Consider the following 22650-nt stretch of genomic DNA (forward strand, 5'->3'; position numbering starts at 1 on the left):
AAATATTAGCGATTCCGCTCAATAATGACACCAACGTTATTGGCTTGTGCAACAGCTTTTGGTTTACTCAATTTGAGTCGAAGTCGACTAATGTTAAATTGATGTTGTAATTGATCTGCCACTTCATTGGCAACCCGTTCGATTAAAAAGAATGGCTTGGATTGCACGTAATCAATGATAAATTGGCTGATTTCGGCATAATTTAACGTGTATTGAACATCATCAGTTATCGCAGCCTGACGCGTATCCCAAGCCATTTCGACATCAAAGATCAGTTTTTGTTTAATTTGTTGTTCCCAATCATAAACGCCAATTTGCGCAAATACGCTCAATCCTTCAATAAAAATGAGATCTTTCATGATGTTCCTATCGTTATCGCTTAAATTTTTGTGGGCTTATACTATCAACTTTGGGTACAATAGACGAACAATTTTTCCACTCCAAGGAAGTCCTATGAGCCTTTTCGCCCTTTTCTACATGTTATTGAGCTATTTACTGGGTTCTATTTCTAGCGCGATTTTATTATGTCGTATTGCCGGCTTACCGGATCCAAGAAAAACAGGATCGAATAATCCTGGCGCAACAAATGTATTACGTATTGGTGGACGTTGGATTGCGCTTGGGGTTTTAATTTGTGACATCTTAAAAGGTATGTTGCCGGTTTGGCTCGGTTACTCTTTAGGCTTAACCCAATTTGAATTAGGCATGGTGGCGTTAGGGGCATGTTTAGGGCATATTTTTCCTATTTTCTTCAAGTTTAAAGGAGGAAAGGGAGTAGCAACAGCTTTCGGAGCCATTGCACCAATTGGTTGGGGGGTATTATTTTCTACATTGGGAACTTGGGTTTTCGTCTTCCTCATTAGCGGTTATTCCTCCCTTAGCGCAGTGATTAGCGCGTTATTAGTTCCGCTCTATGTTTGGTGGTTTAAACCGGAGTTCACCTTTCCTGTTGCTTTAGTTTGTTGTCTTCTCATTTATCGTCACCATGAGAATATTCAACGTTTATGGCGCGGAGAAGAAGATAAAATGTGGAATAAGTTTAAAAAGTAGAAGTGAAAAGTAAGAATAAAAAAGTGCGGTCATTTTTGACCGCACTTTTTGTTTTTATAAGCCTTAATTAGTGGTGAACACCGGCTAATGCTTTTTCAAAGCGTTCGTTAGCAAAATCCCAGTTCAATACATTCCAGAATTCTTTGATGTAGTCTGGACGGCGGTTTTGGAATTTCAAATAGTAAGCGTGTTCCCAAACGTCTAAACCGAAGATTGGTGTGCCTGAACAGCCGGCAAATTCTTTACCCATAATTGGGTTGTCTTGGTTTGCTGTAGAAACCACGGCAAGTTTGCCGTTTTCTAACACTAACCATGCCCAACCGGAACCAAAACGGGTCGCTGCCGCTTTTTCAAATTCCGCTTTGAAGTTTTCAACGGAACCAAAATCACGTTCGATGGCATCTTTTAGTGCGCCTTGTAATGTTGTGCCTTTTTTCAAACTTTTCCAGAATAAGCTGTGGTTTAAGTGACCACCTGCATTGTTGCGTAATGCCGGGCGTTTTTCAGGTGCAACTTCATGTAAGTGCGCCAATAATTTACCCGGGCAACCACTGGCAAGTTCTTGTAATTCCGGGGAGTTTTCTAACACCGCGTTAGCATTGTTGACATAGGCTTGGTGGTGTTTAGTATGGTGGATTTCCATAGTTTGCGCATCGAAATGGGGTTCTAATGCGTCATAGGCATAACCTAATTCAGGTAAAGTATAAGCCATAATTTTTTCCTTTTGTTAGAGTAAATTCATGTTTAAAAAACGGCAAAATGATAGCATAAAAATTGATTAAGATCATTAAATGCTATGGTTGATGCATAAAAAAGAAGATGGCAACTAGCCATCTTCTTTATTTTTTGTTAGGTCATTATTGTGCTTTTACCGCAGCAATTGCCACCATATTAATAATACGGCGAACAGAAGCGACTGACGTTAAAATATGCGCTGATTTTTTCAAGCCCATTAAGATTGGCCCAACGGTTGTCGGTGTTGCCGTGCCTTGTAATAGATTTAAGCTGATACGCGCAGCTTCCATATTTGGCATCACCAGCACGTTTGCCGCACCTTTGAGTGGGCTGTCCGGCATCACATCATCACGGAGCTGTTGTGATAAGGCAACATCACAGTGCATTTCGCCGTCAATAGAGAGTTCCGGTGCTCTTTCTTTCACTAAACGTAAAACGTTACGCATTTTGACCGCACTTGGGGTGTTGTTGCTGCCGTAATTAGAATGTGAAATTAAGGCAATTTGCGGTTCGATACCAAACAGGCTGACTTCTTTCGCTGTCATGAGCGTAATTTCCGCTAATTCTTCCTCTGTTGGATCGTTGTTCACGAAGGTATCGGCAAGGAATAAGTTGCCTGCCGGTAGCACCAAACCGTTAACGGTAGCGGCTGTATGTACGCCTTCTTGCAAACCAATGACGTTTTTGAGGGTTTTTAAATGATCAGCATAATGTCCTACTAAACCACACAACATGGCGTCGGCATGACCTAAATGTAACAACACGGCACCGATAGCGGTTGGGTTATTAAACATTTCACGTTTTGCAATGCTTGGTGTGACGCCTGAGCGTTTGAGCATGTCATAGTAAGTTTTACAACATTCTTGATAACGTGCGTCATTTTCAATGTTAATTAACTCGAAATCACGTCCCGCCTGAATATGTAAACCGAGTTTTTTAATGCGTTGTTCAATCACGCTTGGGCGACCGAGTAAAATCGGATAAGCGATGCCTAAGGTCGAGATTTCTTGTACGGCGTGTAAAATTCGGGTTTCTTCACCGTCGGTTAATAACACACGTTTCTTGTCTTGTTTGGCTTGAGCAAACACCGGTTTCATAAACAAGTTGGTTTTATAAACGAACTGGGTGAGTTGTTCAATGTATGCATCAAAATCTTTAATTGGACGAGTCGCAACACCGGAATCCATCGCGGCTTTTGCCACAGCAGGTGCGATACGCACGATTAAACGCGGATCGAATGGTTTCGGAATAATATATTCCGGCCCAAAAGACAATTCGCTGTCGCCGTAAGCGGAGGTTACCACATCGCTTTGCTCTGCCAAGGCTAAATCGGCAATGGCGCGCACCGCGGCAAGTTTCATTTCTTCGTTAATGGTGGTGGCGCTGACATCCAATGCACCACGGAAAATGAACGGGAAGCAAAGTACGTTGTTAACTTGGTTCGGATAGTCGGAACGACCGGTACATACAATAGCATCCGGACGGGCTTCTTTTGCCAATGGTGGCAGAATTTCCGGTTCAGGGTTGGCGAGTGCCAAAATCAACGGATGTGCCGCCATGGTTTTAACCATTTCTTGCGTTAACGTACCGGCAGCAGAACAACCTAAGAAAATATCCGCATTCGGAATGACTTCCGCTAAGGTACGTTTGCCGTTATCGTCGATCGCATACAGTTTTTTGGTTTCGTCCATACGATCATCGCGGTTTTTATAGATCACGCCTTTGGAGTCGCACACGGTGATATTTTCTCGTTTCATACCGAGGGAAACCAATAAGTTCAAGCACGCAATCGATGCGGCACCGGCACCGGAGGCAACCAGTTTCACGTTTTCGATTTTTTTATCGACAATGCGTAAGCCGTTTAACACCGCTGCGGCAGAAATAATCGCGGTGCCGTGTTGGTCATCGTGGAAGACAGGAATTTTCATTCTTTCACGTAATTTGCGTTCAATGTAAAAACATTCCGGTGCTTTAATGTCTTCCAAGTTAATGCCGCCGAAGGTTGGTTCAAGAGACGCAATAATATCGATGAGTTTGTCTGGGTCGTGTTCATTTACTTCAATATCGAATACGTTGACACCAGCGAATTTTTTAAACAATACGCCTTTCCCTTCCATCACAGGTTTACCTGCTAAAGCCCCAATATTGCCTAAACCAAGCACTGCGGTACCGTTCGAAATTACCGCCACCAAGTTTCCTCGAGAGGTATATTTATAGGAATCTGCCGGATCTGCCTGAATGGCTAAACAAGGCGCTGCAACACCGGGGGAATAAGCCAAGGCTAAGTCGCGTTGGGTGGCAAGCGATTTGGTTGGTGTCACTTCAATTTTTCCCGGAATTGGGAATTCGTGGAAATCTAATGCTGCTTTTTTTAGTTGTTCATCCATAAAAATATCCTCTTTTGAATAAATTCAGTTAGAAAAAAGTACCCCGCATTATAATTAAAATAGAAAAGAATTCTGTGACATTTCACACATTATTAACAATTTGTCTGAAGTATGAAATGTTGGTCTATGGTGTTTTAATAAAGTGCGGTTATTTCTTGTTGTGTTTTTCCGTGGGCGAAGGACGATAATTAGCGCTATAATGCGCGAGGATTTTTATAAGGAATTTCTATGCGCTTAGATAAATTTTTAGCGGAAACAACCGGTTTAACTCGTTCACAGGCGGCAAAAGTGTTGCGTCAAAGTGCGGTCACGATTAACGGTAAAATTGAAAAGAGCGGGGCGGCGAAAGTGAGCCCTGATGATGAAATTTATTATGATGGTGAGCGTTTAACGTGGGTAGAAAACGGGCAATACATTATGTTGCACAAACCACAAGGTTACATTTGCTCCCATGAAGATGGCGATCATCCGACGATTTATCAATTTTTTGATTATCCTTTATCTACCTGTTTGCACAGTGCCGGGCGGTTGGATGTGGATACCACAGGTTTGGTGCTGTTGACGGATGATGGGCAGTGGTCTCACCGTATTACCTCACCCAAACACCATTACCCGAAAACCTATTTGGTGACCTTGGCAGATCCCGTTGAGGCGAACTATGCGCAGGCTTGTGCTGAGGGTATTTTATTGCGTGGGGAAAAGGAGCCGACCAAACCGGCTGAGTTAGAAATTTTGGATGATTACAATGTCAATTTGACGATCAGCGAGGGACGTTATCATCAAGTAAAGCGGATGTTTGCTGCATTAGGGAATAAAGTTGTCGGGTTGCATCGTTGGAAAATCGGTAATTTGGTGCTAGATGATGATTTAGGCGAAGGAGAATTTCGTCCTCTAACAGAGGAAGAAATCGCATACTTAGGTGGAGAATCCTAGTTTGAGTTCAAATAAAACAGTCAAAACGAATTTTATTTTTGTGGTGGCGTTGGGTATTTTGTCCATGTTGCCGCCATTGGGTGTGGATATGTACCTGCCGGCGTTTTTGAATATTGCGCAGGATTTACAGGTCACAAACGATCAGGTGCAACATACGCTAACCGCTTTTGCTTATGGTTTGGCGCTGGGGCAATTATTCTGGGGACCGTTCGGTGACAGTTTTGGACGCAAGCCAATTATTTTGTTAGGCGTAACGGTTTCTGCGATAGCGGCATTGATTTTAACGCAAATCCATTCTATCGGAAATTTCACCGCACTTCGTTTTGTTCAGGGCTTTTTTGGTGCGGCGCCGGTGGTATTGGTGGGCGCATTGTTGCGTGATTTGTTTGACAAGAATGCACTTTCCAAAATGATGTCGACAATTACGCTGGTGTTTATGATTGCGCCGTTGATCGCACCGGTTGTCGGTGGTTATATTGTCTATTTTTTCCATTGGCACGCCATTTTTTATGTGACTGCTTTCATGGGACTATTGAGTATTTTGCTGGTCTTTTTTGTGGTGCCGGAAACGCATCATAAAGAAAATCGGATTCCGTTACGCTTGAATATTATTGCCCGTAATTTTATGGCGTTATGGAAACAAAAACCGGTGTTAGGTTATATGTTCTCAACGTCCTTTGCCTTTGCCGGCTTATTTGCGTTTTTAACGGCAGGATCGATTGTGTATATCGGGATTTACGGCATCAAGCCTGAAAATTTCGGCTATTTCTTTATGTTGAACATTGGCGTGATGACCTTTAGTTCATTCTTAAATGGGCGTTTAGTGGCTAAATGGGGGGCGGAGACCATGTTCCGTTTGGGGCTTGGGATACAAGGTTTGGCGGGCATCTGGTTGTTGCTTGTGGCGTTATTAGATTTGGGTTTTTGGTCAATGGCGCTGGGCGTAGCAGTGTTTGTGGGACAAAATCCATTGATTTCCTCTAATGCGATGGCCTCTATTTTAGAAAAGTTCCCCAATTCGGCAGGATCGGCGAATTCTATGGTCGGGAGCGTACGGTTTGGCATTGGCGCTTGCATGGGATCTTTGGTGTCTTTATTGCCGATCAATTCGGCGGCGCCAATGTTATTCGCCATGGTGCTTTGTTCTGTGATTGCGGTCGTTTGCTACGTTACGTTAACGGTTAAACATCGGGAATAACCCACGAATTAACTCAGTTATATCAAGGGTTTCGCACATTATGAGAGGTATTCGTATTTGTAACAAAGAACGAAATTTGTTCTAAGTCAAAAAGTAGTTAAACTACCTCTAAGTGGTTATATTATTTAACCCTGCCATTTAATTTCCTTATGATAGAATGCCCCGCAAAAATAAGTCTGTGAAACAATCTGTTATGGTAAATCAATTAATTCTCGAAAATCTCGCTTGCCAACGTGGCGATAAAGTCCTTTTCCAATACTTGAATTTACAAATTCAGGCGGGAGATTTCGTGCAAATTGAAGGGCATAACGGCATTGGTAAAACCAGTTTGCTACGCATTATTGCAGGCCTTGCTTCACCACTGGAAGGAAAAGTGCGGTGGAATTCTGAAGAGATTACTAAACAGCGTGAAATTTTCCATTATGATTTGTTGTATTTAGGGCATCAGAGCGGCATTAAGCCTGAATTAACTGCTTGGGAAAATTTGCGCTTTTATCAGCAAATCGGGCATTGCCATCAGGGTGATGATTTGTTGTGGGAGGTATTACAAACGGTCGGTTTGCTCGGTCGAGAAGATATTCCTGCAGCACAACTTTCTGCCGGACAGCAAAAACGTATTGCGTTGGCTCGTTTGTGGTTATCAAAAGCGCCGTTATGGATTTTAGATGAGCCATTTAACGCTATCGATAAAAAAGGAGTGGCGGTTTTGACCGCACTTTTTGAGCAACACGCACAAAATGGCGGTATTGTAATATTAACCAGCCATCAGGAAGTGCCGAGTGCTCGGTTGAAAAAAATCAATTTAGAACAGTTTAAGTGTACAGAGTGATGGCATGATCTTTTGGAATATTATTAAACGCGAACTACAAATTGCCATGCGCAAACAGGCGGAGATTCTTAATCCGTTGTGGTTTTTTCTTATCGTGATTACCTTGTTTCCATTGGTTATTGGGCCTGATCCGAAACTGCTTTCTCGTATCGCGCCCGGTGTGGCTTGGGTGGCGGCGTTGTTGTCAGCGTTATTGTCGTTTGAGCGTTTGTTTCGTGATGATTTTATTGACGGTTCTTTGGAACAGGTGATGTTGACGTCTCAACCGTTGGTATTAACGGCGTTGGCGAAAGTGCTGGCGCATTGGTTGCTAACAGGCTTGCCGTTAATTTTATTATCGCCTATTGCAGCATTATTGCTGTCATTGGAAATATCAATTTGGTGGGCGCTAGTTCTGACATTATTATTGGGCACACCGGTATTGAGCTGTCTCGGTGCTATTGGTGTGGCGCTTACGGTGGGGCTGCGTAAGGGCGGTGTGCTGTTGAGTTTGTTGGTTGTCCCGCTGTTTATTCCTGTGCTTATTTTTTCCGCGTCGGTGTTAGATGCCGCCGGATTAAATTTACCTTACGGCGGGCAATTGGCCATTCTTGGCGCGATTTTAGCCGCCGTGGTGACATTATCTCCTTTTGCCATAGCAACGGCATTACGGATTAGTTTAGATCAATAGAGGATAGTTTATGTGGAAGTGGTTGCATCCTTATGCAAAATCGGAAACTCAATATCAATTATGTGGTAAGTTCAGCCCTTATCTTGCAATCCTGACCGCGCTGTTATTGAGTGTTGGTATCGTGTGGGGTATCGCATTTGCGCCTGCGGATTATCAACAGGGCAATAGCTTCCGCATCATGTATGTGCATGTGCCGACAGCAATTTGGTCGATGGGGGTTTATGGCTCCATGGCGGTTGCGGCATTAGTTGCACTTGTGTGGCAAATTAAGCAGGCACAATTGGCAATGATTGCCATGGCGCCTATTGGGGCATTATTTACCTTCTTGGCGTTGGTGACCGGTGCGATTTGGGGAAAACCAATGTGGGGTGCTTGGTGGGTATGGGATGCCCGCTTAACTGCCGAGTTAATTCTGTTTTTCTTATATTTAGGTGTGTTGGCATTGTATTCCGCTTTTCAAGATCGCAATGTCGGTGCAAAAGCCGCTTCTGTCTTGTGCCTTGTTGGTGTGGTGAATTTGCCGATCATTCACTTTTCGGTGGAATGGTGGAATACCTTACATCAAGGTGCAAGTATCACAAAATTAGAACGACCATCTATTGCTACACCAATGTTGCTGCCGTTGATTTTATGTATCTTTGGTTTCATGACGTTATCTATTTGGTTGACGTTGGTACGTTACCGCAACGAATTATTGAAAGAAGATGCTAAACGCCCATGGGTAAAAGCATTGGCTGAAAAATTTTAGGTTGAACCGGGGGAATTATGTTTTTTGAATCTTGGAGTGAATTACTGGATATGGGAGGCTACGGTTTTTATGTGTGGCTTTCTTATGGTCTGAGCTTATTGGCGATTGTGGTGCTTATCGTGCAGAGTCTTGCAGGCAAAAGTGCGGTGCTAAAATCCATCAAACGTGAACAACAACGTGAAGCCCGTTTACAACAAATGAAACAAAAAGGAGATACGCTATGAACCCGAGACGTAAATCTCGTTTATCCGTGGTCTTATTCGTACTGTTAGGTGTGGCTGTGGCTTCCGCTTTAGTGTTATACGCGTTACGCCAAAATATCGATCTGTTCTATACACCATCAGAAGTGATTTACGGTAAAAACGATGATGCTGATCAAAAACCGGAAGTTGGACAACGTATTCGTGTCGGTGGCATGGTTGTTGCCGGTACGGTAGAACGTGATCCGAAAAGCTTAAAAGTTCGTTTCGATTTGAACGACATTGGTCCATCTATCAGTGTTGAATATGAAGGGATTCTTCCCGATTTATTCCGTGAAGGTCAAGGCATTGTTGCACAAGGTATTTTAAAAGAACCAACCTTGTTAGAAGCAAGCGAAGTGTTGGCGAAACACGATGAAAACTACGTGCCACCGGATTTAGAAAAACAAATGCAAAAAGTACATAAACCGATGGGTGTTTCTGATCTGAAAGGTGAGAGTGAACGCGATCGTCAAGAAAAAATGAAAGAAGGTCAGTAATGATTGCAGAATTAGGAAATTATGCTTTAGCGCTAAGCTTAGCAATCGCCATTTTATTGGCGATTTTCCCTTTATGGGGGGCGGAAAAAGGAAGTGTACAAATGATGTCCTTAGCGCGTCCAATGACATATGGTTTGTTTGTCGTGTTAACTTTTTCTTTTGGCGCCTTATTTTATTTGTTCGCTGTTAACGATTTCAGCGTGCAATATGTGGTGAATAACTCTAACACGACATTGCCAATTTATTATCGTTTGTCTGCAGTATGGGGTTCCCATGAAGGATCATTGTTATTATGGATTTGGTTGCTCTCTTTGTGGAGCGCAGCAGTAGCATTGTTTAGTAAACACTTACCACAAGAAGCAACCGCTCGTGTGCTTGGTATCATGGGGATTATCAGCATTGGTTTCTTACTTTTCATGTTATTTACCTCCAATCCATTTAACCGTACTTTCCCTGAATTTCCGGTGGACGGCAAAGAACTTAACCCGTTATTGCAGGATGTCGGGTTGATTTTCCATCCGCCATTGTTATACATGGGATATGTAGGTTTTTCTGTCGCCTTTGCTTTTGCCATCGCGTCTTTGATGACCGGTAAACTTGATACCGCTTGGGCTCGTTGGTCGCGCCCTTGGACGATGGCCGCTTGGGTGTTCTTAACACTTGGTATCGTGCTTGGTTCTTGGTGGGCATATTATGAACTCGGCTGGGGCGGCTGGTGGTTCTGGGATCCGGTAGAAAATGCCTCCTTCATGCCTTGGTTGGCAGGTACCGCGTTGTTGCACTCTTTAGCAGTAACGGAAAAACGTGGGTCTTTTAAAGCCTGGACGGTGTTACTCGCAATTTCTGCGTTCTCCTTGTGTTTGCTTGGCACATTCTTGGTGCGTTCCGGTATTTTGGTTTCCGTACATGCCTTTGCCTCTGACCCAACCCGTGGTTTATATGTCTTAGTCTATTTAATCGTGGTGATTGGCGGCTCACTGACCTTGTATGCTTACAAAGGAAGCCAAATTCGTTCACGTGATAATGCGGAGCGTTATTCCCGTGAAAGCCTGTTGTTGTTAAATAATATTTTATTAATGACCGCACTTTGTGTCGTATTGTTGGGAACATTGTTGCCTCTCGTACACAAACAGTTAGGCTTAGGCTCCATTTCTATTGGTGCGCCGTTCTTTGATCAAATGTTCCTGATTATTATGACACCGTTTGCTTTGCTGTTAGGTATTGGTCCGCTTGTGAAGTGGCGTCGTGACCAATTCTCTGCAATTCGCACGCCGGTGATTGTGAGTTTGATTATCATGCTGATTGCCGGTTTTGCACTGCCTTATTTATTGCAAGACAAACTTACCGTCAGTGCTGTGTTAGGCACCATGATGGCAGTGATTATCGTATTGCTTAGCCTTTATGAAATGCATCAACGGGCTACCCATCGGGAAAGTTTCTTGAAAGGAGTTACAAAATTATCCCGTTCCCACTGGGGCATGGTGTTGGCGCATTTAGGGGTGGCGATGACCGTTTGGGGAATTGCGTTCAGCCAAAACTACAGTGTTGAACGTGATGTCCGCATGAGTGTGGGAGATACCGTACAAATTGCTGACTATGATTTCACCTTCAAGGGCATTAGCGATGCTAACGGGCCTAACTATATTGGTGGAAAAGCACAAATTGATATCACCTATCATGGTAAAACCGAAGCGACATTATTCGCTGAAAAACGTCTTTATACCGTAAGCAAAATGCCGATGACTGAAGCGGCTATCGACTGGGGCTTTACCCGTGATTTATATGTGGCATTAGGTGAAAAATTAGAGAATAACGCCTGGGCATTACGCTTATATTATAAACCGTTTATTCGTTGGATTTGGCTAGGCGGGTTGTTTATGGCGCTGGGCGGTTTATTGTGTATGTTTGACCGTCGTTATCGCTTTAGCAAAATTTTAAGCAGTGAAAATGCGCAATAAATCTTCATTGGCGTAATAGAGTATTGATAATGAATAAAAAATTATATTTACCTTTAATCATTTTTTTAGGTTTAGCGATGGCATTTCTGGTGCAGTTGCAACGCAATTCACAAGGCGATGATCCGAAAACATTAGAATCTGCGCTAGTGGGTAAACCTGTTCCGGCAAAAACGTTACCGGATTTGCTTTCAGAGAAAACCTATGATGAATCCTTGTTTAAGCAAGGCAAACCGGTTTTACTCAATGTATGGGCGACCTGGTGTCCTACTTGTTATGCCGAACACCAATATCTGAACCAATTGGCGAAACAAGGGGTGACGATCATTGGTTTGGACTATAAAGATAATAACGCGAAAGCGATAAAATGGCTGAAGGATCTTGGTAATCCTTATCAGGTCGTGTTGAAAGATGAAAAAGGGTCTTTTGCTTTAGATTTAGGGGTGTATGGCGCGCCGGAAACCTTTATTGTTGATGGCAATGGCGTGATTCATTATCGCTATGCCGGTGATGTAAACGAAAAAGTTTGGCAGGAAACCTTGCAGCCGATTTATCAAAAATTAGGCGGAGGGAAAGAGTAATGATAAAAACACTTTTATTTTCTACCGCACTTTTGTTTAGCGTTAGTGCTTCTGCAGCGATTGATGCATTGAATTTCAGTTCACCGCAACAGGAAGATGATTATCACGCGTTAACGCAGGAATTACGCTGTCCGCAATGTCAGAATAACAACATTGCCGATTCCAACGCAGTGATCGCGGTGGATATGCGTGGCAAAGTGTTTGAGTTATTGCAAGAAGGCAAATCTAAACAAGATGTTGTGCAGTACATGGTGGATCGCTACGGTAATTTTGTCACTTATGATCCGCCGTTAACTCCCGCTACTATGATTCTTTGGTGTGCGCCGATTCTTTTCATTTTGCTTGGCGTTTTGGTACTTTTCCGTCGCAAACGTTCGCAAAGTGAGCAAGTGAGCCATGCAACGGAAAGTGCTACTAATGTGTTAACTGAAGAACAACAAAACCGTTTGAATACTTTATTAAACAAGGAGAATGATAGATGAATTTATGGTTAAGCATTCTCATCTTAACGTTGGTTGCCGCGTTAATTTGTTTTTTCCCGTTGTTATTAAAAGCCAAAAAAAGTACGTCAGTAAAACGCGATGATCTCAATAAAGCCTTTTATTTCGAGCGCTTAAAAGAGCTGGAAATAGATGAAAATCAAGGATTATTAGAAAATACCAAACAGCTTAAATTAGAGCTGCAACAATCCCTTTTGGAAGATATTCCTCAGCAGGCTGAAAGTACTTTTCTCAGTGAGAAAAATTACGGCAAGTTATGGTTTGTTTCCGGTTTCTTAGCATTAGCAATTTTGTCGGGTGCCGCATATTTTGCAGTGGGTTCTTGGCAATCGGAAATCATGTTAGAAAAAACGGCAGAAAAACTACCGTACTTTTATGAGCGCATAAAAAGTGAGACCACCAACCCGCTAGATGAAGCAGAAATGCAACAATTTGCGACCGCACTTCGAGTTGATTTACAGAAAAACCCAAACAACGCGAAAAATTGGTGGTTATTGGGACAACTTGGTATGAATTTGCAACAACCAAGAATGGCATTGGATAGTTTTGCTCGTGCGAATAAGTTAGAACCTGATAATAACCAGTATAAGCTCGGGTATGCTCGTGTTTTAATGTTTTCTGAAGACACGACGGACAAGTTAAAAGGCAATAATTTATTACGCGAAGTGATTCGTGAGGATCACAGCAATATTGAAGCCTTAAGTTTGCTGGCGTTTAGTTATTTTGAAACGGAAGATTACAAAATGGCAGCCGTCACATGGGCAATGATGTTAAAACTGTTACCGAAAGATGACCCTAGAGCGCCAATTATTGAGCGTAGCATTCGTTCTGCGCGTGATGCATTAGAAGGTCAAGAACAAGAGAAACATCAGCAGGTGATACCAAATAAGGAAAATTAAATTGATTTAATTTTTAGAAAAAATAGCGCTGTTTTTGACCGCACTTATTTTTTAAAAGGCTAAATTCTTTTCGGAATTTAGCCTTTTTGTTTCGTTCAAGTAAATGTAGCATAGGGTATTAAATCTAATACCTCTTTATGGTTACATGTAAATTGACGGTTTTAGAGTGGGTATTTGATTAAATACCTATGAATAGGTATTTTTGAGGTTTGGATATATCGATAATGATGCTACAAAAATAAACAAAATCAAGTCCTAGATTTTAAAAATTGATCAAGAGCAAGAAAACTGCAAATATCCATAGAAAAATTATGATTATTTCGCTATTTTACCGCTGATTTTAAGTCGTTTATGTCTTCTATCATATTGTTATTAATGATAAAAATTCTCATTAGTAATGAGCTGATAACAGATGTTTTTGTAACCTTCTATTAATTCTAGTAGAAGCCATTTTATAACCTTATTGGAGTGATTATCGTGAACGCATTGAGAAAAAGCCTACTCGTAGCAGCTTCTTTTGCAGCTTTCGGCGTATGTAATTCGGCGATGGCGGAATTGGTGTACAAACCGGTTGAGCAACCTGTTGAAGCACCTAATCCGAACCTAAAAATTGAAGCAGTAAATGAGAAATTTGCTGAAAAATACCCTAAACAATTTGAGTCTTGGAAAGCGACTGAAAAAGGCGACAAAATCATCTATGCAGATGAACAAGACCCTCGTTTGATCGTGTTATGGGGCGGTTATGCTTTCGCGAAAGAATATAACGCGCCGCGTGGTCACGTTTATGCAGTGAAAGACGTACGTGATATTTTACGTACCGGCGCACCAAAAACTACGACTGATGGCCCACAACCAATGGCATGTTGGACTTGTAAAGGTCCGGACGTTCCACGTTTAATCGCGGAATGGGGTGAAGATGGCTACTTTAGTGGTAAATGGGCTAAAGGTGGTGCAGAAGTGGTGAACTCAATCGGTTGTGCTGACTGTCACGACACCACATCAAAAGACTTTGCTGAAGGCAAACCTGCATTACGTATTGCTCGTCCACACGTTCTTCGTGCATTAGATCACTTAAATAATGCACTTCAAGCAAAAGCAAAAGCTGAAGGTAAAGAACAAACTAACTTAAGCTTTAACACAGCTGCTCGCACTGAAAAACGTGCTGAAATCTGTGCAAACTGTCACGTTGAATACTACTTCGCGGGCGACTTAAAACAAGTGACCTTCCCATGGGATAACGGTCAAACTGTTGATGATATCGAAAAATACTACGATGACATCGGTTTCACCGACTGGACGCACTCTCTTTCTAAAGCACCAATGTTAAAAGCACAACACCCTGACTTTGAAATTTGGTCTTTAGGTATGCACGGTAAAAACGGCGTAACTTGTATCGACTGTCACATGCCTAAAGTACAAGGTAAAGACGGTAAAGTTTACACCGACCACCAAATCCAAAACCCATTCGATGCATTTGATACCACCTGTGCAAACTGTCACGATCAAAGCAAAGAAAAACTTAAAGACATCGTTGCTTCACGTAAAAAAGAAGTGAAAGATGTAATGGGTCGTTTAGAAGATCAAGTCGTTCGTGCTCACTTTGAAGCGAAAGCGGCATGGGATGCAGGTGCAACTAAAGAAGAAATGGAACCTGTTTTAATGGATATCCGTCACGCTCAATGGCGTTGGGACTACGCAGCAGCAAGCCACGGTGGTCACATGCACGCACCTGATGTAATGCTTCGCGTATTAGGTTCAGGCATAGACAAAGCAGCAGATGCACGCGCTAAACTTGCAGCAATCTTAACTAAACATGGCGTGAAAACTCCAGTTGAAGTACCAGATATTTCTACAGCTGATAAAGCATGGAAAGTAATGGGTATTGATATCGAGAAAGAACGTAAAGCGAAAAAAGAATTCTTAGAAACTGTTGTACCTCAATGGGTAAAAGAAGCGAAATCCAATGGCAAATTAGCTGAAGATACCGCAACAAAACAATAAAAAAAGAACCGCACTTTGTAACTAAAGTGTCGAAGTGCGGCCATTTTTAACCCTATATTTGAGGTAATCAGAATGAATTTAACTTCTTTAATCAGTAAATCGGCAAAATCCCTTGCATTGCTTGCAATGCTTGCGGCAATGCCAATGACTACAAGTGCGGAAGAGATGGCAAAAACACCTGCCTCTCAACTCACTTATGAGCCACAATTGGATAACCAACGTGATCCGAACCAATATTGTGCAAAATGTCATAAATTTGATAAAGCCGATAAAAGTCAAACTTTAGATCAATCCGGTGGTGAATTACATTTCGGTAAATTCCACGGCGCACACTTAAATCAAAAAAGTCCTAACACGGGTAAACCGATTAACTGTGTAAACTGTCACGGTAATATTTCGGAAGATCACCGTCGTGGTGCAAAAGATGTGATGCGTTTTGATGGCGATATCTTTGGTGATAAAAAACCGATGTATAGCGCACAAGAACAAAACCAAGTTTGTTTTGCTTGTCACCAACCGGCAAAACTTCGTGAAAAACTTTGGGCGCACGATGTTCACGCAATGAAATTGCCTTGTGCAAGCTGCCATACATTACACCCGAAAGATGATGCGATGAAAGGTATTCAACCGAAAAATCGTGTGAAACTTTGTGTAGATTGCCACGGCGAACAACAAAAACGCAAAGCGGCAAAAGAAGCACAATCACAAACGCAATCAACCGAACAAAAGGATAAATAATGACAGCTTGTTCACGCCGAAACTTTGTTTCCGGCATGGGGGCATTAATCCTTATGACGGGAACATCAGTGACCTCTTTAGCGAAAGAGGAAAAGGCGGATAAACCGAAACGCTATGCAATGGTACACGACGAAACAGCTTGTATCGGCTGTACCGCTTGTATGGATGCTTGTCGTGAAACAAACCACGTTCCTGAAGGCGTTTCACGTTTGGAAATTCTTCGTAGTGAACCTTATGGCGAATTCCCAAATCAAGAATACGAGTTTTTCCGTCAATCTTGCCAACACTGTACAAACGCCCCTTGTGTGGCAGTTTGTCCGACCGGTGCATCATTTATTGATCCTGAAACAGGTATCGTAGATGTGCATAAAGATCTTTGTGTAGGTTGCCAATACTGTGTTGCAGTTTGTCCTTACCGCGTACGTTTCATTCACCCGGTACACCGTACTGCGGATAAATGTAACTTCTGTCGCGATACAAACTTAGCAGCTGGCAAACAACCTGCTTGTGTAGAAGCTTGTCCAACCAAGGCATTAACCTTTGGCGATATGAATGATCCAAGCAGTGCAGTTTCCCGCAAAGTGAAAGAAAATCCGGTTTATCGCACTAAAGTGGAATTAGGTACGCAACCAAATCTTTACCATATTCCATTCCAACACGGGGAGCCAAGAAGATGACATTAGATTATCCTGTTCCGTTTCATACACCTAATTTGGTGTGGGATTCAACAATCGCTATCTATTTATTCTTACTTGGTATTTCTTCCGGTGCGGTACAATTAGCGATTGCTTATAAACGTAGTCACAAATTAGAAAATCCTAGCAAAAACTGGATTATCCGAGCGGCCGCCGTTTTAGGTTCTGTGCCAACATTAATTGGTTTAACCCTGTTAATTTTCCACTTGGCACGTCCTTGGACATTCTGGAAATTGATGTTTAACTATCAATTCAACTCTGTAATGTCTATGGGGGTAATGTTATTCCAAGTGTATATGCTCTTCCTCGTGTTATGGTGTGCAGTGATTTTTAAAGATGAGATCGCTGCCTTGATTAATCGTTTCATGCCAAAACTGGGTTTCTTAGTGAAATGGATTAATGCAATTGAACGCGTGGTTGGTCCATGTGAAGTTATCCTATTCGTTTTAGCTGCCGTGTTAGGGGCTTATACCGGCTTCTTACTTTCCGCGTTGATTAGCTACCCGATGCTGAATAACCCGGTATTACCGGCGCTATTCCTAGCCTCAGGTACATCATCAGGTATCGCAGCCACCTTCTTATTTATCCTTATTGCAGGTAAATTAAAAGGTGATTCCCATGAATCTCACTTCATTCATAAATTTGAAGTGCCGATTATGGTTACCGAGTTTGGTTTATTAGTATGTTTCTTCGTTGGACTCTACTTCGGTGGCGGACAAAAGGTGGTGGCGTTACATAATGCGTTATCCGGCTTCTGGGGCGCAGTCTTCTGGATTGGGGTATTCTTTATCGGTATCTTAATTCCGTTGATTGCCAATATGTTTGTTAGCGATCGTTGGAAATTCAACAAGAACTTTATCATCCTAGTGTCGATTTTCGACTTGATCGGGGTGTTATGCTTGCGTTACTTTATCTTGTACGCAGGACAGCTTACCACCGCATGATAAGGTTTTTGTTTGTATCAAAAGGCGTAGTAAAATACGCCTTTTTGTTTGGCGTTATTTTCTTTGGCAAATAAAAATAAAAAAGAAAGACGGCTCAAAGAAGGAAATCTGATTTGTTTTTTCTACGAGTAAAGTGCGGTTAAAATTTTAAACGTTTTTATCTAACTTTCCCCTCTTTAGCAAAGAGGGGAAGGGGAGATTTGGCAGAAGTGATTTCAACCTTATGGGTTGTTTAATATCGTTAAAATCTCCTCCTAACCTCTTCTTTATTAAAGAGGCAGTATAAAATGCAGGCGAAACCTGAAGTGATCATCCACAAAACCAACATGACAATCTAAAACACGAGATTATTTTATGCTCTCCGAACTAGGCTTTCTTTCTCTTCTTCTTGCTACGATGAGCGCGTTGTTGCTCGCCGTTGTTCCACAACTTGGGCTTTGGTTGCGTAAGCCCGCATTAACCCAATTAGCTTGGGGATTAAGCTATTGCTTCGGCTTATTTACGTTAGTCGCCATTTCCATTTTAGCGTATTCCTTTGCGGCCGATGATTTTACCTTGGAATATGTCGCGGCCCATTCGAATTCTCAATTGCCGACTTTCTTTAAAATCGCGGCGACTTGGGGCGGGCATGAAGGCTCGATGTTGTTTTGGTTATTTTCACTTTCAGTTTGGGTTGTGCTGTTTGCATTATTTAATCGAAAAAATGACCGCACTTTTGTGGCGCAGAGTTTGGTGATTCTAGGCTTAATTTGTTTTAGTTTTGCCGTCTTTATCGTTTTTTTCTCCAATCCATATGGACGCATATTTCCCGCACCATTGGAAGGCCGCGATTTGAATCCGATGTTGCAGGATGTGGGGCTGATTTTTCATCCGCCGTTGTTGTATCTCGGTTATGTCGGCTTTGCAGTGAATTTTGCGTTGAGTATTACTGCATTATTGCATCAACATTTAGAAAGCCAAATTGCCCGCGTGATGCGGGTTTGGGTATTGGTCTCTTGGTTGTTTTTAACGTTAGGCATCGTGCTGGGCGCATGGTGGGCGTATTACGAACTAGGTTGGGGCGGCTGGTGGTTCTGGGATCCGGTAGAAAACGCGTCATTAATGCCTTGGTTATTAGGTTTGGCTTTACTGCATAGTCTGATCGTGAGTGAAAAACGAGGTATTTTTAATTATTGGACGACGCTTTTCTCGCTTTTAGCTTTCGCACTCAGTGTACTCGGTACTTTCATTGTGCGCTCAGGAGCATTAACTTCCGTACATGCTTTTGCAGTCGATAGCCAGCGAGGCACTGCATTGCTTGTGATTTTCTTCCTGTTGACTGTTGGGGCGCTCGGTTTGTTTGCTTTCAAAGCGAATATGCAGCAACAATCTGTGAAATTAAAGTTACTTTCTAAAGAAAGTGCGGTGCTTTTTTTGAATGTTTTATTGAGCATCGCTACCGTCAGCACGTTTCTCGGCACTTTCTATCCAATGCTATTCCAAGCCATGAATTGGGGCTCTATTTCTGTTGGTGCGCCTTACTTCAACAGTATTTTCCTTCCGCTGATTGCGTTAGTGTTAATTGCCATGGTGATTTCGCTCGGCTTGCATTGGGAAAAAGCAGATAAACGCATTTTATTAAACCGTGCCGTGTTATTGTTGCCGTCGTTGTTGCTTTCCTATTTGGTCATTCACCACTTTATGCAAAATGACGCTGCGTTACAGTTTAAATGGACAGCCTATTTTCTACTAACCTTAGCGATTTGGTTATTATTGGCAACATTATGGCAAAACTGGCGTAAGTTAGCTCTTTCTCACTATGCGATGATTTTTGCTCATAGCGGTGTTGCCATTGCAACGATGGGCGCCGTCATGAGCAGTTATTTCGGTAGTGAAATTGGTGTACGTTTATCTCCACAACAAAGCCAACAACTTGGCGCATTTAATTTTCACTATGAACGATTTTCCAATGAAATCGGCCCGAATTTTACCGCTGAAGTGGCAACGTTTAGCGTGACAGAAAAGGGCAAGCCGTATGCCGAATTACAGCCTGAACGCCGTTATTATGATGTGCGTACTATGACCATGAGTGAAGTAGGGTTGTCCGGTGGTTTTTGGGGCGATTTGTATATTGTTATGGGCGATCCGCTAGGCAAGGGTGAATTTACGTTCAGACTCCATTACAAACCGTTGATTCGTTGGTTGTGGTTCGGTGGTGTATTGATGGCATTTGGTGCATTGTGTTCTGTACTGATGACGAAGCGAAGAGGAAAACGTGATGAATAGAAAAGTAATTTTCTTCCTGCCATTAGCATTGTTACTTGGCGTATGCCTTTTATTGTTGGCGGGATTGAATCAAGACCCGAAAAAAATTGCCTCCGCTTTAATTGATAAGCCTGTACCTGAGTTTTATCAGGCGAATTTATTGGATAATCGTCAAACACTCAGCCCGAAAGATTTTCCGAAACGCCCATTTTTGATCAATATTTGGGGAAGCTGGTGCGGTTATTGTCAGCAAGAACACCCATTATTGCTTGAGTTAGCAAAAGAGATTCCCATCGTGGGCGTGGACTATCGTGACAAACCGCAAAATGGCATTGCGATGCTGCAACATATGGGCAATCCCTACACCTTAGTCATTGATGACAGCCGTGGTGAATTGGCGTTAAAACTTGGTGTAGACGGCGCGCCGGAAACCTATTTAGTGGATGCCAACGGTATTATTCGTTATCGTCATTCCGGCTTATTAGATCGGGAAACTTGGCAAAAAATTTTCGTGCCTCAACTTAACCAGCTATTACAACCATGAAACGATTTTTCGCGTTAATTTTTTTATTGATCAGTGTCAATGCCATTGCTGAAATGGTGGATACCTTTGAATTTCATAACCAGGCGGATCGTACTCGCGCCGTGGAATTGGCGAAATCTTTACGTTGCCCACAATGTCAAAATCAGAATTTAGTCGAGTCTAATTCACCGATTGCCTACGATTTGCGCATCGAGGTGTATAACATGGTGAATGAAGGTAAAACCAATCAGCAAATTATTGATTCCATGACATCGCGTTTCGGTAACTTCGTCAATTATAAGCCACCGTTCCAATGGAATACCGCATTGCTTTGGTTATTGCCGATAGGCTTGTTGCTCGCAGCATTTGGGTTGATTTGGTATTCCAGTCGCAGTTCATCACCGCTTGAACCGGAAAAACAGGCGGAAAATCGACCGCGCTTTCAATCCTTAAAAGAGAAAAGTGCGGTCAAATTTGAGCTTAAATCGACGCTCCTGGTTTTCGCTTTATTGCTTGTTATTCCTTTAGCCTATTATTTTTCTTTGGAACGTTTTTCCCGCGCACAGCAAGGTGAGCAGGAACAAATTACACAACATAATCAGCAACTCGAAACGCCGGAAGAAAATAAAACCGAGGCGATTATCGGCAAAATTCAGGATAAATTACGTCAAGATCCGAATAGCGCGGAAAATTGGATTAAGCTGGGTGACGCCTATATGCAGAATAACGATTTTGACAGCGCCCTTGTTTGTTATGGCAATGCCGAAAGAATTGACGGTCGTAAGCCGACGACGCAAGGCTTGATGGCCATGGCATTGTATCTCCAGGCACATCAACAGATTACGCCACAGGTGCAACAATTCTTGGCAGAGGCGTTAGCGCAAGATTCAAAAGAAGTCTCCGCGTTATCTTTGTTGGCGGCAGAAGCCTTAAAAACACGTGATTATTCCACCGCTCTTGACTATTGGCAGCAAATCTTAGATTCAGGTAACTCCGCGGTGGATCGTCGTGCCACTATTCAGAAAATGAAAATGGTCGGTTTCATGCAAAAGGGAGAGTTGCAGTGAGCAACCATGCCATTGAAACACTCATTATCGGTGCCGGGGCGGCAGGCTTATTTTGTGCGTCGCAATTGGCAAAGTGCGGTGGCAAAGTCAGAATTTTAGATAACGGCAAAAAAGTCGGACGGAAAATTTTAATGTCCGGCGGTGGTTTTTGTAATTTCACCAATATGGAACTTTCTTCAGGTCGTTATCTCAGCCAAAATCCCCATTTTGTGAAATCTGCCTTAAAACGCTTTACCCAATGGGATTTTATCGGTTTAGTGGCAGAGTACGACATTCCTTATCACGAAAAAGAGCTCGGTCAGTTGTTTTGCGATAACGGTGCGGAAGATATCGTCAATATGCTACTGGCGGAATGTAAAAAATACGGCGTAGAGATTGCCTTAAGACAAAGCATTTCTGCTGTGGCAAAAACGGAAAACGGATTTTCTGTCGTGGCAAACGGCGAAACGTTGTATTGCACTCATTTAGTTGTCGCAACGGGCGGTTTGTCTATGCCGGGTTTAGGGGCGACGCCTTTCGGTTATCAAATTGCCGAGCAATTCGGCATTAGTGTGATTGCGCCACGGGCAAGTTTGGTGCCTTTTACTTGGCGTGAGTGCGATAAGTTTTATGCCGTGTTATCCGGCATTTCCTTGGATGTCGCTGCGACCAATCAACACAAAACCTTTACCCACCAAATGCTGTTTACTCATCGCGGTTTATCCGGACCGGCGATTTTGCAAATTTCCAACTATTGGCAACCGGGTGAAAGTATTCATCTTGATTTATTGCCTTATAACGATATTCGTCATCATTTAAACGAACTGCGCCAATCTTCACCGAAATTACAGTTAAAAACCGTATTAAGCCGTTTATTACCCAAAAAATTGGTAGAATTATGGCTTGCTCAGGGGTTTATACAAGACGAAGCCATTGCCCAATTAAGTAAAGTGCGGTTAGAAAATTTGGTGAATTTAATCCACCACTGGCAGTTTGTGCCGAATGGCACGGAAGGGTATCGCACCGCAGAAGTGACTATGGGGGGCGTGGATACCCATGAAATTTCGTCCAAAACCATGGAAAGCAATAAAGTACAAGGCTTGTATTTTATCGGGGAAGTGTTAGACGTTGCCGGCTGGCTTGGCGGCTACAACTTCCAGTGGGCATGGAGTTCCGCTTATGCTTGTGCGCAGGGGATTGCGGCAAAATTAACAGAATAAGCTTGTGCCATTTCA

Annotated in this window: 23 protein-coding genes; 20 read left to right on the forward strand and 3 right to left on the reverse strand. The window is 42.6% G+C overall.

What is annotated here, in order from left to right:
- Nucleotides 1-5 precede the first annotated feature (5 nt).
- The gene (folB, locus tag DQN58_RS04365) at nt 6-359 is read right to left on the reverse strand and encodes a dihydroneopterin aldolase (protein WP_006717119.1); all 354 of its coding nucleotides are present in this window, start codon (nt 357-359) and stop codon (nt 6-8) included.
- Nucleotides 360-453: 94 nt separating this feature from the next.
- On the opposite strand from folB, the gene plsY reads away from it, so the two are divergent.
- Nucleotides 454-1050 (forward strand): glycerol-3-phosphate 1-O-acyltransferase PlsY, encoded by a 597-nt coding sequence (plsY, locus tag DQN58_RS04370; RefSeq protein WP_032997768.1) that lies wholly within the window; start codon nt 454-456, stop codon nt 1048-1050.
- 67 nt (nt 1051-1117) lie between these two features.
- Here the strand turns inward: plsY and sodA are convergent, their stop codons facing one another.
- Together sodA and DQN58_RS04380 are read right to left on the reverse strand one after the other, a co-directional pair.
- Complete coding sequence (gene sodA / locus DQN58_RS04375) at nt 1118-1762, reverse strand: superoxide dismutase [Mn] (protein WP_006717123.1); 645 nt, start codon at nt 1760-1762, stop codon at nt 1118-1120.
- A 145-nt stretch (nt 1763-1907) separates the two neighbouring features.
- Nucleotides 1908-4172 carry an NADP-dependent malic enzyme gene (locus tag DQN58_RS04380; protein ID WP_006717125.1) on the reverse strand — a complete coding sequence of 755 codons (2265 nt, stop codon included), beginning with the start codon at nt 4170-4172 and terminating at the stop codon, nt 1908-1910.
- Nucleotides 4173-4400: 228 nt separating this feature from the next.
- Here DQN58_RS04380 and rsuA point away from each other — a divergent pair, with 228 nt between their 5' ends.
- From rsuA to DQN58_RS04475, 19 genes are all read left to right on the forward strand, one after another.
- Nucleotides 4401-5105, forward strand: a complete 705-nt coding sequence (rsuA, locus tag DQN58_RS04385) for a 16S rRNA pseudouridine(516) synthase RsuA (protein WP_006717127.1) — start codon at nt 4401-4403, stop codon at nt 5103-5105.
- A 1-nt stretch (nt 5106) separates the two neighbouring features.
- Nucleotides 5107-6303, forward strand: a complete 1197-nt coding sequence (locus DQN58_RS04390) for a Bcr/CflA family multidrug efflux MFS transporter (RefSeq protein WP_032997769.1) — start codon at nt 5107-5109, stop codon at nt 6301-6303.
- A 193-nt stretch (nt 6304-6496) separates the two neighbouring features.
- Nucleotides 6497-7132, forward strand: coding sequence for a cytochrome c biogenesis heme-transporting ATPase CcmA (gene ccmA, locus DQN58_RS04395; protein ID WP_032998087.1), 636 nt, complete (start codon nt 6497-6499; stop codon nt 7130-7132).
- 4 nt (nt 7133-7136) lie between these two features.
- Complete coding sequence (gene ccmB / locus DQN58_RS04400) at nt 7137-7802, forward strand: heme exporter protein CcmB (RefSeq protein WP_006717132.1); 666 nt, start codon at nt 7137-7139, stop codon at nt 7800-7802.
- Between the two features lie 10 nt (nt 7803-7812).
- Entirely contained in the window at nt 7813-8550 is a 738-nt protein-coding gene (locus DQN58_RS04405) for a heme ABC transporter permease (RefSeq protein WP_006717134.1), read from the forward strand.
- Nucleotides 8551-8567: 17 nt separating this feature from the next.
- Entirely contained in the window at nt 8568-8774 is a 207-nt protein-coding gene (gene ccmD, locus DQN58_RS04410) for a heme exporter protein CcmD (RefSeq protein ID WP_006717136.1), read from the forward strand.
- Nucleotides 8771-9289 carry a cytochrome c maturation protein CcmE gene (ccmE, locus tag DQN58_RS04415; RefSeq protein ID WP_006717138.1) on the forward strand — a complete coding sequence of 173 codons (519 nt, stop codon included), beginning with the start codon at nt 8771-8773 and terminating at the stop codon, nt 9287-9289. The genes ccmD and ccmE overlap by 4 nt, the downstream gene beginning before the upstream one ends.
- The gene (locus DQN58_RS04420) at nt 9289-11247 is read left to right on the forward strand and encodes a heme lyase CcmF/NrfE family subunit (RefSeq protein WP_006717140.1); all 1959 of its coding nucleotides are present in this window, start codon (nt 9289-9291) and stop codon (nt 11245-11247) included. The genes ccmE and DQN58_RS04420 overlap by 1 nt, the downstream gene beginning before the upstream one ends.
- A 29-nt stretch (nt 11248-11276) precedes the next feature.
- Nucleotides 11277-11825: a DsbE family thiol:disulfide interchange protein gene (locus tag DQN58_RS04425; protein ID WP_006717144.1), complete on the forward strand. Its 549-nt coding sequence runs from the start codon at nt 11277-11279 to the stop codon at nt 11823-11825.
- Complete coding sequence (locus DQN58_RS04430; protein WP_006717146.1) at nt 11825-12307, forward strand: cytochrome c-type biogenesis protein; 483 nt, start codon at nt 11825-11827, stop codon at nt 12305-12307. The genes DQN58_RS04425 and DQN58_RS04430 overlap by 1 nt, the downstream gene beginning before the upstream one ends.
- A complete protein-coding gene (ccmI, locus tag DQN58_RS04435) occupies nt 12304-13224 on the forward strand; it encodes a c-type cytochrome biogenesis protein CcmI (protein WP_006717147.1) in 921 nt (306 codons plus the stop codon). Before DQN58_RS04430 ends, ccmI begins: the two co-directional genes overlap by 4 nt.
- A 477-nt stretch (nt 13225-13701) precedes the next feature.
- Complete coding sequence (gene nrfA / locus DQN58_RS04440) at nt 13702-15225, forward strand: ammonia-forming nitrite reductase cytochrome c552 subunit (protein ID WP_169308657.1); 1524 nt, start codon at nt 13702-13704, stop codon at nt 15223-15225.
- Nucleotides 15226-15297: 72 nt separating this feature from the next.
- The gene (nrfB, locus tag DQN58_RS04445; protein ID WP_006717150.1) at nt 15298-15963 is read left to right on the forward strand and encodes a cytochrome c nitrite reductase pentaheme subunit; all 666 of its coding nucleotides are present in this window, start codon (nt 15298-15300) and stop codon (nt 15961-15963) included.
- Nucleotides 15963-16640, forward strand: a complete 678-nt coding sequence (gene nrfC, locus DQN58_RS04450) for a cytochrome c nitrite reductase Fe-S protein (protein ID WP_005695543.1) — start codon at nt 15963-15965, stop codon at nt 16638-16640. The genes nrfB and nrfC overlap by 1 nt, the downstream gene beginning before the upstream one ends.
- Nucleotides 16637-17602 (forward strand): cytochrome c nitrite reductase subunit NrfD, encoded by a 966-nt coding sequence (gene nrfD, locus DQN58_RS04455; RefSeq protein ID WP_006717157.1) that lies wholly within the window; start codon nt 16637-16639, stop codon nt 17600-17602. Before nrfC ends, nrfD begins: the two co-directional genes overlap by 4 nt.
- Nucleotides 17603-17956: 354 nt before the next feature.
- Nucleotides 17957-19867 carry a heme lyase NrfEFG subunit NrfE gene (gene nrfE / locus DQN58_RS04460; RefSeq protein WP_006717158.1) on the forward strand — a complete coding sequence of 637 codons (1911 nt, stop codon included), beginning with the start codon at nt 17957-17959 and terminating at the stop codon, nt 19865-19867.
- Complete coding sequence (locus tag DQN58_RS04465; protein WP_006717160.1) at nt 19860-20390, forward strand: DsbE family thiol:disulfide interchange protein; 531 nt, start codon at nt 19860-19862, stop codon at nt 20388-20390. The genes nrfE and DQN58_RS04465 overlap by 8 nt, the downstream gene beginning before the upstream one ends.
- The gene (gene nrfF, locus DQN58_RS04470) at nt 20387-21436 is read left to right on the forward strand and encodes a heme lyase NrfEFG subunit NrfF (protein ID WP_006717162.1); all 1050 of its coding nucleotides are present in this window, start codon (nt 20387-20389) and stop codon (nt 21434-21436) included. The genes DQN58_RS04465 and nrfF overlap by 4 nt, the downstream gene beginning before the upstream one ends.
- Nucleotides 21433-22635: a BaiN/RdsA family NAD(P)/FAD-dependent oxidoreductase gene (locus tag DQN58_RS04475; RefSeq protein WP_006717164.1), complete on the forward strand. Its 1203-nt coding sequence runs from the start codon at nt 21433-21435 to the stop codon at nt 22633-22635. Before nrfF ends, DQN58_RS04475 begins: the two co-directional genes overlap by 4 nt.
- Nucleotides 22636-22650 lie beyond the last annotated feature (15 nt).

This window comes from Aggregatibacter segnis ATCC 33393, from assembly GCF_900476035.1.
Lineage (GTDB): Bacteria > Pseudomonadota > Gammaproteobacteria > Enterobacterales > Pasteurellaceae > Aggregatibacter > Aggregatibacter segnis.

Excerpts from the sequence above, each read along its gene's own strand:
- folB (WP_006717119.1), bottom strand. The coding sequence starts at position 359 with ATGAAAGATCTCATTTTTATTGAAGGATTGAGCGTATTTGCGCAAATT.
- plsY (WP_032997768.1), top strand. The coding sequence starts at position 454 with ATGAGCCTTTTCGCCCTTTTCTACATGTTATTGAGCTATTTACTGGGT.
- sodA (WP_006717123.1), bottom strand. The coding sequence starts at position 1,762 with ATGGCTTATACTTTACCTGAATTAGGTTATGCCTATGACGCATTAGAA.
- DQN58_RS04380 (WP_006717125.1), bottom strand. The coding sequence starts at position 4,172 with ATGGATGAACAACTAAAAAAAGCAGCATTAGATTTCCACGAATTCCCA.
- rsuA (WP_006717127.1), top strand. The coding sequence starts at position 4,401 with ATGCGCTTAGATAAATTTTTAGCGGAAACAACCGGTTTAACTCGTTCA.
- ccmA (WP_032998087.1), top strand. The coding sequence starts at position 6,497 with ATGGTAAATCAATTAATTCTCGAAAATCTCGCTTGCCAACGTGGCGAT.
- ccmB (WP_006717132.1), top strand. The coding sequence starts at position 7,137 with ATGATCTTTTGGAATATTATTAAACGCGAACTACAAATTGCCATGCGC.
- DQN58_RS04405 (WP_006717134.1), top strand. The coding sequence starts at position 7,813 with ATGTGGAAGTGGTTGCATCCTTATGCAAAATCGGAAACTCAATATCAA.
- ccmD (WP_006717136.1), top strand. The coding sequence starts at position 8,568 with ATGTTTTTTGAATCTTGGAGTGAATTACTGGATATGGGAGGCTACGGT.
- ccmE (WP_006717138.1), top strand. The coding sequence starts at position 8,771 with ATGAACCCGAGACGTAAATCTCGTTTATCCGTGGTCTTATTCGTACTG.
- DQN58_RS04420 (WP_006717140.1), top strand. The coding sequence starts at position 9,289 with ATGATTGCAGAATTAGGAAATTATGCTTTAGCGCTAAGCTTAGCAATC.
- DQN58_RS04425 (WP_006717144.1), top strand. The coding sequence starts at position 11,277 with ATGAATAAAAAATTATATTTACCTTTAATCATTTTTTTAGGTTTAGCG.
- DQN58_RS04430 (WP_006717146.1), top strand. The coding sequence starts at position 11,825 with ATGATAAAAACACTTTTATTTTCTACCGCACTTTTGTTTAGCGTTAGT.
- ccmI (WP_006717147.1), top strand. The coding sequence starts at position 12,304 with ATGAATTTATGGTTAAGCATTCTCATCTTAACGTTGGTTGCCGCGTTA.
- nrfB (WP_006717150.1), top strand. The coding sequence starts at position 15,298 with ATGAATTTAACTTCTTTAATCAGTAAATCGGCAAAATCCCTTGCATTG.
- nrfC (WP_005695543.1), top strand. The coding sequence starts at position 15,963 with ATGACAGCTTGTTCACGCCGAAACTTTGTTTCCGGCATGGGGGCATTA.
- nrfD (WP_006717157.1), top strand. The coding sequence starts at position 16,637 with ATGACATTAGATTATCCTGTTCCGTTTCATACACCTAATTTGGTGTGG.
- nrfE (WP_006717158.1), top strand. The coding sequence starts at position 17,957 with ATGCTCTCCGAACTAGGCTTTCTTTCTCTTCTTCTTGCTACGATGAGC.
- DQN58_RS04465 (WP_006717160.1), top strand. The coding sequence starts at position 19,860 with ATGAATAGAAAAGTAATTTTCTTCCTGCCATTAGCATTGTTACTTGGC.
- nrfF (WP_006717162.1), top strand. The coding sequence starts at position 20,387 with ATGAAACGATTTTTCGCGTTAATTTTTTTATTGATCAGTGTCAATGCC.